Origin of the sequence: Dactylosporangium sp. NPDC000244, from assembly GCF_040300725.1 — a bacterium.
Taxonomy (GTDB): domain Bacteria; phylum Actinomycetota; class Actinomycetes; order Mycobacteriales; family Micromonosporaceae; genus Dactylosporangium.
The window spans coordinates 1-10059 of sequence record NZ_JBEPEH010000095.1; the positions used below are offsets into that span (position 1 = coordinate 1).

At 75.2% G+C, this 10059-nt stretch carries 13 protein-coding genes; 8 read left to right on the forward strand and 5 right to left on the reverse strand.

Annotation, left to right across the window (positions count from 1 at the left end):
• Positions 1–303: 303 nt before the first annotated feature.
• From ABT369_RS57315 to ABT369_RS57325, 3 genes are read left to right on the forward strand one after another with little or no spacing between them, the layout of a single operon-like run.
• A complete protein-coding gene (locus ABT369_RS57315; RefSeq protein ID WP_350627110.1) occupies positions 304–780 on the forward strand; it encodes a hypothetical protein in 477 nt (158 codons plus the stop codon).
• Positions 781–839: 59 nt separating this feature from the next.
• On the forward strand, positions 840–1523 hold the full coding sequence (locus tag ABT369_RS57320) for a HEAT repeat domain-containing protein (protein ID WP_350627112.1): 684 nt from the start codon (positions 840–842) through the stop codon (positions 1521–1523).
• Positions 1510–2520: a HEAT repeat domain-containing protein gene (locus ABT369_RS57325; RefSeq protein WP_350627114.1), complete on the forward strand. Its 1011-nt coding sequence runs from the start codon at positions 1510–1512 to the stop codon at positions 2518–2520. The genes ABT369_RS57320 and ABT369_RS57325 overlap by 14 nt, the downstream gene beginning before the upstream one ends.
• An 11-nt stretch (positions 2521–2531) precedes the next feature.
• Here the strand turns inward: ABT369_RS57325 and ABT369_RS57330 are convergent, their stop codons facing one another.
• Positions 2532–3359, reverse strand: a complete 828-nt coding sequence (locus tag ABT369_RS57330) for a helix-turn-helix transcriptional regulator (protein ID WP_350627116.1) — start codon at positions 3357–3359, stop codon at positions 2532–2534.
• A gap of 110 nt (positions 3360–3469) precedes the next feature.
• Here ABT369_RS57330 and ABT369_RS57335 point away from each other — a divergent pair, with 110 nt between their 5' ends.
• Positions 3470–4375: an oxidoreductase gene (locus ABT369_RS57335; protein ID WP_350627118.1), complete on the forward strand. Its 906-nt coding sequence runs from the start codon at positions 3470–3472 to the stop codon at positions 4373–4375.
• Here ABT369_RS57335 and ABT369_RS57340 read toward each other — a convergent pair.
• Positions 4362–5048 (reverse strand): endonuclease/exonuclease/phosphatase family protein, encoded by a 687-nt coding sequence (locus ABT369_RS57340; protein WP_350627120.1) that lies wholly within the window; start codon positions 5046–5048, stop codon positions 4362–4364. The two genes, ABT369_RS57335 and ABT369_RS57340, sit on opposite strands and share 14 nt — an antisense overlap.
• Positions 5049–5142: 94 nt before the next feature.
• Between ABT369_RS57340 and ABT369_RS57345 the strand changes: the two genes are divergently transcribed.
• Positions 5143–6258 carry a glycosyltransferase gene (locus tag ABT369_RS57345; RefSeq protein ID WP_350627122.1) on the forward strand — a complete coding sequence of 372 codons (1116 nt, stop codon included), beginning with the start codon at positions 5143–5145 and terminating at the stop codon, positions 6256–6258.
• A gap of 72 nt (positions 6259–6330) precedes the next feature.
• Positions 6331–6882: a hypothetical protein gene (locus ABT369_RS57350; protein ID WP_350627124.1), complete on the forward strand. Its 552-nt coding sequence runs from the start codon at positions 6331–6333 to the stop codon at positions 6880–6882.
• Between the two features lie 14 nt (positions 6883–6896).
• Here the strand turns inward: ABT369_RS57350 and ABT369_RS57355 are convergent, their stop codons facing one another.
• From ABT369_RS57355 to ABT369_RS57365, 3 genes are read right to left on the reverse strand one after another with little or no spacing between them, the layout of a single operon-like run.
• A complete protein-coding gene (locus ABT369_RS57355) occupies positions 6897–7094 on the reverse strand; it encodes a hypothetical protein (RefSeq protein ID WP_350627126.1) in 198 nt (65 codons plus the stop codon).
• 10 nt (positions 7095–7104) lie between these two features.
• Positions 7105–7377 carry a DUF3618 domain-containing protein gene (locus ABT369_RS57360; RefSeq protein ID WP_350627128.1) on the reverse strand — a complete coding sequence of 91 codons (273 nt, stop codon included), beginning with the start codon at positions 7375–7377 and terminating at the stop codon, positions 7105–7107.
• Between the two features lie 58 nt (positions 7378–7435).
• Positions 7436–7888 (reverse strand): anthrone oxygenase family protein, encoded by a 453-nt coding sequence (locus tag ABT369_RS57365; protein WP_350627130.1) that lies wholly within the window; start codon positions 7886–7888, stop codon positions 7436–7438.
• A gap of 139 nt (positions 7889–8027) precedes the next feature.
• Here ABT369_RS57365 and ABT369_RS57370 point away from each other — a divergent pair, with 139 nt between their 5' ends.
• Positions 8028–8717: a TetR family transcriptional regulator gene (locus ABT369_RS57370; protein ID WP_350627132.1), complete on the forward strand. Its 690-nt coding sequence runs from the start codon at positions 8028–8030 to the stop codon at positions 8715–8717.
• 227 nt (positions 8718–8944) lie between these two features.
• Positions 8945–9862, forward strand: coding sequence for a DUF3500 domain-containing protein (locus ABT369_RS57375; protein WP_502891970.1), 918 nt, complete (start codon positions 8945–8947; stop codon positions 9860–9862).
• Positions 9863–10059 lie beyond the last annotated feature (197 nt).

A 10059-nucleotide genomic window follows, 5' to 3' on the forward strand; every position in this document is an offset into this window, starting at 1 on the left:
GTCTGGACCAAAACCGCCGATCAAATCCTCGACAACCTCGCCAACTACTGCAACCGGATCAATAAAGCTTCTAACGACTCAGAACACTAGCCGCCAGCCGTTCAATCGGCAGGACAAGAAGCCTGGCCCGGCCATGCGGGTCACCCGCTGTGGTGGGCACGGACCGGCCGCCGCTAGGCCGCAGCCCGACTGCCGCGCAGCGAACTCGTCCACATACATGGGCAAGCCGGCACCGAGCCGCGTCCGGCGGGCGGGCGGGTCAGTAGCGTGGCGGGTATGGAGTCACTTCCTCGAGCGCTGCCGTTGCCGGACCTCGAGGCGTTGTTCGGCGTGCTGGTCACCGTGCACGCCCAACTCCTCGCCGACGAGCTTCCGCCGGAGTTCGTGCGCAGGCTGCTCGACCGGCTCACCGACCACGGACCGCTGCCCGAAGGCGCGTCGGCCGGAGCGATGAACGCTCTGCTCGCCGACCTGTGCCAGCGCATGCACTGGGCGATGTCCGACGACTACGGCGACTACCCACCACCGGCGCCGCGGCGAACCGTCCATTACGTCGAAATCCCGGACGAGCCGGGCATCGTCACCGCGTGCGTGGCGGACCTGGTAGAGCTCGGCGCCGAGGTCAGTGATCAGATCGAAGACCAGACGGGACCGGGCCATCGGCACATCGCCGCGGCGTTTCCCGAGCTTCCGCCCGATCCGGGCCACCATGCCCGTGTGGCGCAGCTGTCAGCGCTGGCCCACCGCCACGGAGGACGGTACGCCGGCTTCGGCGCCTGATGCGCGGGCGAACAAAGGACCTTGACCTTCTCACTGTGTCAAGGCCTTGACTGGTTCGCATGAACTCGGCATCCGGCTACGAATACGACACACGGCTCGCGGACGCGCTCGGTGCGTCCAAGGCGTCCACGCGGCTCAAGGCGGCGCTCGCGATCGGGACGCGGGCCGGCGACGGGTACGCCGACGTGCTCGTGGCGCGGTGTGCGGTCGAGCCGGACTTCTTCGTGCGCGACATGCTCACGTGGGCGCTCACCCGCCTGCCGCGCGACGTCACCGTGCCGCGCCTGCTCGCGGAGCTCAAGTCCGAGCGGGCGCAGGCGCGCAGCCAAGCGTTGCACACGCTGTCGAAGATCGGGGACGCCGGGGCCTGGCCCGCGATCACGGTCGCGTTGCTGCGCGACGGTGACGACGAGGTCGCCCGGGCGGCTTGGCGGGCGGCGGTCGTGCTCGTGCCCGACGGCGAGCGGGCGGCGCTCGCCGCGGAACTGGGTACGCAGCTCGGGCGGGGCGACCGGGAGGTACAACTGAGCCTGAGCCGGGTCCTCGCCGGGCTCGGGGAGGTCGTCGAGCCGGTGCTGCGGGCGGCCGCGGCGCACCCCGACGCCGGGGTGCGGGCGCACGCGGCCGCGACCGAGCGGCTGCTGCGCGATCCGGACGCGGCGTTCGCGCCGGACGTGGACGCGGCGAGGCGGGTCGACGCGCTCGGGCGGGAACGGGAGGAGCAGTTGCGTGCTGATCGGTGAGGTGGCGCGCCGGTCCGGGGTGAGTGCGCGGATGCTGCGGCACTACGACTCCCTCGGACTGGTGCGCCCGACCGGGCGGACGGTGGGCGGATACCGGGAGTACACCCCGCAGGACGTCCGGCGGATCTTCTACGTGGAGGGCCTGCGGTCGCTCGGGTTGTCGCTGCGGGAGATCGCGCGCACGCTCGAGGACCCCGGGTTCACGCCGTCCGCGCTGGTCCGCGACCTCATTCGGCGGACCGGGGAGCGCCTCGAGCGGGAGCGGGAGCTGCTCGACCGGCTCCGGACGGTCGACGCGGCCGGGCCCGCCGCCTGGCCGGACGTGGCCCGGGTCGTGGAGCTGCTGCACGGGCTGGCGTCGCCGAGCGCGGCGCGCCGGCAGCAGGCCGCCCTCGCGCCGGCCGAGGCCGCGCCCGTCCCCGCCGACGTGCTTGCCCGCGCGGTGCTCACCGAGTCGGACCCGAACGTGGCCGGGGCGCTGCGGTGGGCCCTGGCGCGGGCCGGGGGCGAGGGGGTCGCGGGGCTGGCGGCGGGGCTGGGCTCCGGCGACGCGGAGGTCCGGCGGCGGGCGGTGCTGGCGCTCGCGGAGCTGCCCGAGGAGGAGGCGACCGAGCTGCTGGCGGGGGCGCTCGAGGACGAGGATGCCGCGATCCGGCGGCAGGCCGCGCTCGCGCTGGGCGCGCGAGGGGTGACCGCGGCCGTACCGACGCTCGTCGGGATGGTCGTCGAGGGGCCGAACGACGTCGAGGCGGCCGAGCTCCTCGGGGCGCTGGCCCGGGAGGGGGAGTGGGGCGGGCGGATCCTCGGCGCGCTCGTCGCCGAGCTCGACGCGCCCGGGGCCGGCTCGGCGGTGCGGATTCGGCTGACGCAGGCGCTGGCCGAGCTGCCCGGAACTATGGCGCTGGATACCCTGCGGCGCCTGGCCGGCGACGACGAACGGCCCGTGGCCCTCGTCGCCGGGGCCCTCGCGCAGATGATCGCGGCCGGGGACGGCTGACGCGCGGGGGGCTACAGCAGCCGCAGGCGGTCGGCGTGGGCAGTGCCCGGCTCGGCGGTGAACACCAGCATGACCGGGCCGGGGTTGCCCGGCAGCGGGTACGTGTCCCAGTCGAGCACGACGTCGCCGACCTCGGGGATCCGGAACGTCTTGGTGCCGCTGACCGATTCGCGTACGTCGTGGCGCCCCCACAACCGCCGGAACTCGGCGCTGCGGATGCTCAGCTCGCCGACGATCGCGGTGGCCCGCGGGTGCGTGGGGTCGGTGGCGACCGCGGCGCGCATCATGCCGATGTAGTCCAGGGCCTGCTGCTCCCAGTCGGGGCAGCTGCGCCGGCTCGTGAGTGTGTCGTCGAACATCAGCAGCAGCATGTTGAGCCGGTCCGGCGGGTAGCCGTCCGGGTCGCCGAGCAGCGCCACGGCCTTCGGGTTCCAGTCCAGCAGGTCCAGGTGGCGGCCGAGCACGACCGCCGGGGTGTCCATCACCCGCAGCAGCCGCCGGGTGCTGTCCGGCACCCGCTCCGGCCCGCGCTCCACCCGGTCCGGCATCGGCCGGCGGGCGGCGTGGGCGAGGGTGAACAGGTGCCGGCGCTCCTGTTCGTCGAGGCCGAGGGCACCGGCGAGGGCGTCGAGGACGTCATCCGACGGCCGTACCTCGCGCCCCTGCTCCATCCGCTGGTAGTAGTCGGTGCTCAGCCCGGCCAGCAGGGCCAGCTCCTCGCGGCGCAGCCCGGCGACCTTGCGGCGGCCGCCCGGCTCCAGGCCCACGTCGTGCGGGCGGAGGCGGTCGCGGCGGGCGCGCAGGAAGTCGCCGAGCTCGCGGGCGTACGGATGGGGCATGGGGCAAGTGTGCCGCGCCGCCGGGCGCCCAGGGTAGGTCTGGCAGAACGACGGAAGCCGGGCCCGGCGGCTCTAGCGTCGTGTCGACCACGAAGGTTTGGAGGCCGCAGATGACCGGATGGACCACCGCCGACATGCCCGCCCAGCACGGCCGGGTCGCCGTCGTGACCGGTGCGAACTCGGGCCTCGGCCTGGTCACCGCGACCGAGCTGGCCCGGCACGGCGCCCGGGTCGTGCTCGCCGTGCGCAACACCGCCGCCGGGGCCGAGGCCGCCCGGCGCATCGGCGGCGACGTCGAGGTCCGGGAGCTGGACCTGGCCTCGCTCGCCTCGGTGCGCGCGTTCGCGGCGGGGCTGGCCGCCGATCACCCTGCCGTCGACCTGCTGGTCAACAACGCCGGCGTGGTGCTGCTCGGCCCCCGCCGGACCACCGCCGACGGCTTCGAGCTGCAGCTGGGCACCAACCTGCTCGGGCATTTCGCGCTGACCGGGCTGCTGCTGGGCAATCTGGCCGCGGCCCCGGCGCCGCGGGTGGTGAACCTGAGCTCGATCACGCACAAGAACGCGCACCTCGACTTCGACGACCTGATGTTCGAGCGCGGCTACCGGGCCTCGCCCGCCTACGGCCGGTCCAAGCTCGCCACCACCGTCTTCGGCATCGAGCTGGACCGGCGCCTGCGCGCGGCCGGGTCGCCGATCGTCAGCGCCCTCGCGCACCCGGGGCTGACCCGCACCAACCTCACGCCGCGGGCCTGGGAGCACCGCGGGCGGCTCGGGCGCGTGATCGCCCGGGCCGGGCTGCTCGCCACCCAGCCGGTCGAGCAGGGCGCGCTGCCGCAGCTGCGGGCCGCGACCGACCCCGGCGTGCGGGGCGGGGAGTTCTTCGGGCCGGCCGGGCTCTTCGAGACGCGCGGGCCGGTCACCGCGGCCCGGCGCAGCCGCGAGGCGGCCGATCCCGAGGTCGGCCGGCGGCTGTGGGCGGCGGCCGAGGAGCTGACCGGGGTCAGCTTCCTATGAGCGAGACGACGAGGTTGTGGTCCGACAGCCCGCCCGCGTCCTCGACCGTCGCGAGTCCGGGAACTCCTTCGCGGACCGCGATGTGGTCGATGTACGGACTGCGAGCCCCCGGCCGCGTCGGCGGCGCCCCGGGCGCGAACTCGGCGAGGGTGAACCCGGGCCCGAGCCCGGCCGCGATCGTCTCGCGGTCCGCGTTGAAGTCGCCCAGCAGCACCGCCGGGCCGTCGCCGAGGGACGCGAGCCGCGCCAGCTGAGCCGTGCGGGCGTCGCCGAACCCGACGTGCGTCGAGACGACGAGCGCCGACCCGGTCCGCACGGCGAGGAAGCCCTTGCCCGGGTCGCCGTCGAACGCGTCGCCGGCCACCCGTTCGCCCCGCGCGATCACGACGAGGTGCTCGCTCACGTCGCGAAGCCGCGGGGTGCCGCGGCGGACCGTCGGCACCCGCGGGTACGACATGGCATGCACCTGCTCCGGCGCGAGGACCTCCCGGAGGCTCGCGAGCTGGTCGCCGCTGACCTCCTGCAGCGCGATGACGTCCTCGTCCCGCCCCGCGAGCCGCGCGGTGACGGCCGCGATGCGCCGCGCCTCGTCCGGCCAGGCGGCCGCGACCGGCTCGGCGTAGTTCTCCGCGTGCACGCGGTGCAGCACGTTCCAGGTGGCCACCGTGATCACGGCAGTCAGCCTAGGCCCGCGGTGCCCCGGCGCCGACGCGTGGCTCGCGGACGCGGTCGAACGGTTGCCCGTCGCGGTGCAATAATTCGGGTCCATGCGCGTGCTCTTCACCGCCGTGCCGATCCACGGGCATCTGCTGCCGGTGCTTCCGCTCGCCGAGGCCGCCGCGGCCGCCGGGGACGACGTGGCGTTCGCCGTCCCCGAGTCGCTGACCGGGCTGGTCGGCGGGCTGCCGGTGCTCCCCGCCGGGCCCGGCGTCGACGAGCTGCTCGCCGAGAACGACCGGCGCACCGGCGGCGCCGACATGAACTCGGGCTTCGAACCGGTGGCCGAGCTGTTCGCGGGGACCCTCGTGGACACCTCGTTCGACGCGGCACTGCGCCGGGCGCGGGAGTTCGGGGCCGAGGTCGTGGTCGCGGACGAGTACGACACGATCGGGCCCATGGTCGCGGCCACCCTCGGCGTGCCGCTCATCCGGCACGCGGTCGGGCTGCCCGTGTCGCCGCCCGAGCTCGGGCCGGCGATGGAGGCGCGGCTGGCCCCGCGGTACGCCGCGCGCGGCCTCGCCCGGCCCGCCCGCCTGGCGCTCGTGGACCTCTGGCCGCCGGCGCTGCACGGGCCGGAGTGGGTGCCGGCGGAGGACCGGCTGGCGATCCGGCCCAGGGCGTACACCGGGACCGAGCCCTTCGACCTGCCGGCCCCGGCCGGTTTCCGGGTGCTCGTCACGCTCGGGACGGTCCTGCTCGAGGCCGGGCCGCTCGACGCCCTCGTCGACGCGGTGGCCGCACTGGACAATGTGGACGTTCTGGCCACGGTACCGGCCGGGCTCCCGCGCTCACTCGCCGATGCGCGGGCGAACGTGCGGTTCGTCGGCTTCGTGCCGATAGCGCAGCTGCTCGACGCGGGCGTCTCCGTGGTCCTCGCGGCCGGCGGCGCCGGGACCGTGCTCGCCGCGCTGAGCCGGGGCGTCCCGATGGTGCTGTGGCCGAAGGGCGCCGAGAAGCCGCAGAACGCCGAGCGGGTCGTCGCCGCCGGGGCGGGCATCGCGATCGACGATCCCGCGCGCGCCGCCGAGGCGGTTGCCGAGGTGCTGGGCGATCCGTCGTACCGTCTGCACGCCGAACGCGTCGCCGGCCAGATCGCCCAGGCCCCGGATCCCGCGGCGGTCTGGGCCGCCCTGCGCCCGCGCATCGGCGCCGCCCGAACCTGAGCCGTTCGGCGGAGCGATTCCGGGTGTCGCAACGCATTGCGCGGCCGGGTCGGGCGGCCGGACAATCGTCGCGTGCACACCGCCTATGCGGAGATGGTGGCCGCCTTCACGGAGAGCCGCCTGCCGGTCCCACCGGTTCCCGAGTCGCTGCGGCCGCGGCTGCGCACCGTGCGCGACTGGTGCTGGGCGACGCGCGAGATCGACAGTTTCCGGATGTACATGTTCGAGCCCGACTTCCCCGCCGACGTCCTCGCGTCGCGCGTGCCCGACTACGTCGCCATGAGCCACGCGGGGCACGGCGTGAACTCGTACGCGATCAACTACCACCTCGTCCACGGCCCGCTCGCCGTGCTCCTGCAGGTCGGCTGGGGCGGCATCTACACCGACAACAGCGCCGCGTCGCGCCGGCTCGCCGAACTGTTCCGCCGCTGCGAGTCCCTGCACGAGGCGGCCGAGACGACGGCCGGCGGCCGGGTCCTGTGCGTCTTCAGCCAGTTGCGCGGCATCTCGGCGTGCGGCCGCGTGCCGGCGAAGGCGGACGGTGACGTCCACGCGTTCGTGACCGAGCACCGCACCGCGGGCGAGGAGGCGTTCGACGTCGCCGAACGCCTCCTGACGCACTGACTCCGCGGCGGCGCTCAGCTGGTGCGGGTGGTGCCGAAGGTCGTGCTGGGCGGCGTGGCGATGTTGCGGGCCGCCTCGCTGAGCTGGCCCAGCGTCGGGTTGGCGCGGACCTGGCGCGCGTTGTCCACGATCTGCTCGTACTTCGCGCGGCCGGCGCGCGTCCCCAGCACGTAGCCGACGGCCAGGCCCGCGGCGATGGGCAGCAGCTTCATCATGTCTCCCTCAAGAACGTCGGTTCGGGCGGCGGCCGCGCAGGGCGAGCGCGACGATCGCTCCCACGACCATCGTCGCCCCGGCGGCCAGGACGATCCGGGTGCGACGCGCCGAGAGGCGCGCCACGGTGCGGTGCACGGTGCGGTCGGCGGCGGCCCTCGCCCGGGCCTTGACGTCGGCCTTCGCGGCCAGGGCCTCGAGCGTCTCCCCGAGCGCGGCGCGTGTGCGCACGATCTCGGCCCGCAGCGCCTCCGGGTCGTTGACCCGTCCGTCCGCCGTCACCCCGCCACCTCCCCGCATTCGCCGCAGCTGGCGTTCCCCCGGGCGAGGAAGCCGAAACCTATCCCAGTTGTACCGCCAGTGCCGCCGCGAAACAGGCGAAGCCCACGATCGCGGCCGAGGACCGCAGCACGTCGAGCCGCTGCCACCGGGTGACGGTCGCGCGCCAGTCCGTCGGCGGGGCGTCAGGGTCCCAGCCGGCGACCTTCATGTTGATCGGGACCGTGCCCAGGAACGAGAAGCCCAGGAACGCGGCGAGGGCCGCGACCCCAGCCCACCGCCACGCGGTCCCGGGGCCGTCGACCAGCACGAGCACCGCGACCGCAACGGCCACCGCGGGGAGCATGATCACGGGCACTACGACGCGCAGGCTGCGCACGAGCGCGACCCGGGCCTGGATGTGCGCGCGGTCGTCGAGGCTCAGCAGGGCCGGCTGCACCCCGTACCGGACGATGAACTCCTCGCCGGCGAGCAACCCCGCGAGGATCAGGCCGAGTGCCTGCAGCACCGCCATGGGACACCTTCTTTTCGGTCTGTACCCCGCACCTGGGGCGCCTTCTTTCAGCTCCACCCCGCACCTGGGGGCGCCTTCTTTCAGCAGCTGCAAGTTTACGGTAGCAGGATTTCTGCAGCGGCTGAAGTACGATGGCGGGATGAGCGACACGGCGGTCACCTGGCTGCCCGACGGCGCCGCGGCCGAGGAGACCGGGGGCCTGCGGGAGCGCAAGAAGCGGCAGATGCGGGCCCGGCTGTCGGCCACGGCGACGCGGCTGTTCCTGGAGCGCGGCTTCGACGACGTGCGGGTCACCGAGATCGCCGAGGCGTGCGGGGTGTCGGAGCGGACGGTCTTCAACTACTTCCCGACGAAGGAGTCGCTGCTCCTCGACCGCTTCGACGACACCCTGACCGCCCTGCGCACGGCCCTGGCCGACCCGGGCTCGCCGCCGCTGCCGGCCGCGCTCGCCGTGCTCGACGCCGAGCTGGACGGCCTCACCGCCTGGCTCGCGAGCCAGCCGGACCCGGCCGCCGCGAGCGAGACCCTCCGCCGCTTCCGCGAGCTGAGCACGAGCACCCCGGAGCTGCGCTCGCACCAGCACGACATGATCGACCGCCTCACCGAGACGGCCGCGCGCCTGCTCGCCGACCGGTCGTCCGCGCCCGAGCCGGCCCCGGCGGCCCACATCGCCGCCGTGGCACTGCTCGGCCTCTGGCGCGTGCAGGCCGCCAGCCTCCAGCGCCGTCTCGCCGCGCACCACCCGCCCGATCGCCTGCGCACCCTGGTCTCCGCGGACGTCCACATCGCGGCGGCGACCATCGAGCCGGTCTTCCGCGGGTTCGGGTAGAGGCGGGTTCGGGTGGAGCTGGTCGCGTGACGACTGCCGCGGCCGTGCGGGCCGCGGCTGCCTGGTTGTTGCGGGCCGTGGCGGCTGACCGCTCGCGGGTTCGGGTGACGGCTGCCCGACGCGACGCGGGCCGGGGCGGCCGAGCGTTGGCGGGTTCGGGCGACGACTGCCGCCGCGATGCGGGCTGTGGCGGTCGATCTTTCGCGGGTTCGGGTAGAACTGGTCCCATGACGACTGCCGCCGCGATGCGGGCCGAGGCCGCCCGGCTACTGCGGGCCGCGCCGGCCGGTGTGCGCGCGCCGTTCGAGGACGTGGCGAAGCGGCGCTGGATCGAGTATCGGCCCGCGCCGCGCCCCGGCGTCTCGCTCGGCGAGCTGGAGCCGGACGCGCGCAAGGCCGCCCATAGGCTGCTCGCCACCGCGCTGCGCCCGCACGCGTTCGCCCAGGCGATGGGCGTCGTCGCGCTCGAGGAGGTGCTGGACCGCGAGGAGGGCTACGGCCGCGGGCGGCACAGCGACGACTACCGCGTCATCGTCTTCGGCGAACCCGGCCCGGCCGGGCGCTGGGGCTGGCGCTTCGAGGGCCATCACCTCTCCGCCACCATGACCCTCGACGGCGACGCGGTCTCCCCGACGCCGGTGTTCCTCGGCGCCAACCCCCTGGCCACGTACTACCGAGGCCGCCCCGTCCTGCGCCCCCTCGGCCCCGAGCAGGACCTCGCGTTCGAGCTCCTCGACGCGCTGCCCGAGTCGCTGCGCGGGCACGTGCTGCGCTGGCCCGAGGCGCCGGTCGACATCTACAGCGGCCCGCGCGCCGACGTGGTGCCGCCCCCGCCCGGCGTGCCCGCGGCCGAGCTACCGCGTGCGGCCCGGGAGCGGCTGGAAGATCTCGTCGCCCTGTACCTCGACCGCCTCCCCGCCGACGTCCGCCCGGCCGTCGACCGCGATGCCCTCACCTTCGCGTGGGAGGGGCCACCGGAGCGCGGCGGGCGCCACTACTATCGGGTGCAGGGGCCCGATCTGCTCATCGAGTACGACAACACGAGCGCCGACGGCAACCACGCCCACACGGTGCTGCGCTGCCCCGAGTCCGACTTCGGCGGCGACCTCCTGCGCGAGCACCGGGCCGAGCGCCCGCACCCCTGACGCCGCGCTGATCCCGCGTCGGCGCGCTTGACCGCGCATCGGGCCGCGCCGCGCCGGCACGCTTGGTCCCGCGCCGGGCCGCCCTGCCCTGCCCCGCGCCGCGCCGCGCCGCGCCGCCCCGCGCCGCCCCGCGCCGCGCCGCGTCGCCCCGCGCCGCGTCGCCCCGCGCCGCATCGGGCCGGGCCGCCCTGCCCTGC